An 828-nucleotide genomic window follows, 5' to 3' on the forward strand; every position below is an offset into this window, starting at 1 on the left:
TTATGCGAGCTTCTTTTTTAGAGATACATTTTTCTGCATATATAAGTGACCAAGGTCCCATTTTTCTTGTGAATCTGCTTTCCCCGTTATTATGTTGTTTCAGTCTATTTGGGATGTTTTTGGTATAACCTTTATACAGTGTTCCGGAAGTATTACATCTGATGATGTAGACATAATAGATTTCCATAAGACCAAAGAGTTAAGGGATTATTATAAGGGAGATACGATAAAAAAAAGCTATTCGGAAGAATAACCTTTAATTTTTTTCAGCGGTCTGGACGGGACTCGAACCCGTCTCGCCAGAGGCGAGATGACAGGCCTGTTAGGAGAAATCATTAGCGCAGTTGATGGGTTGTAGACATAGCCATTCTAGGTATTTTCTGTTGTATCGTTTGATCTGCTTTTCTCTTATGCGAGCTTCTTTTTTAGAGATACATTTTTCTGCATATATAAGTGACCAAGGTCCCATTTTTCTTGTGAATCTGCTTTCCCCGTTATTATGTTGTTTTAGTCTATTTGGGATGTTTTTGGTATAACCTTTATACAGTGTTCCGGAAGTATTACATCTGATGATGTAGACATAATAGATTTCCATAAGACCAAAGAGTTAAGGGATTATTATAAGGGAGATACGATAAAAAAAAGCTATTCGGAAGAATAACCTTTAATTTTTTTCAGCGGTCTGGACGGGACTCGAACCCGTCTCGCCAGAGGCGAGATGACAGGCTTGTTAGGAGAAATCATTAGCGCAGTTGATGGGTTGTAGACATAGCCATTCTAGGTATTTTCTGTTGTATCGTTTGATCTGCTTTTCTCTTATGCGAGCTT

Annotated in this window: 2 protein-coding genes; both read right to left on the reverse strand. The window is 37.8% G+C overall.

Annotation, left to right across the window (positions count from 1 at the left end):
* On the reverse strand, positions 1-187 hold a 187-nt coding region (locus ABD873_RS13020), incomplete at its 3' end, for a GIY-YIG nuclease family protein (protein ID WP_345068992.1).
* A 135-nt stretch (positions 188-322) separates the two neighbouring features.
* Positions 323-595, reverse strand: coding sequence for a GIY-YIG nuclease family protein (locus ABD873_RS13860; protein WP_425568725.1), 273 nt, complete (start codon positions 593-595; stop codon positions 323-325).
* Between the last annotated feature and the right edge of the window lie 233 nt (positions 596-828).

The sequence above is a fragment of the Sphingobacterium thermophilum genome, assembly GCF_039541675.1.
In the GTDB taxonomy this organism is placed as follows: Bacteria; Bacteroidota; Bacteroidia; order Sphingobacteriales; family Sphingobacteriaceae; genus Sphingobacterium; species Sphingobacterium thermophilum.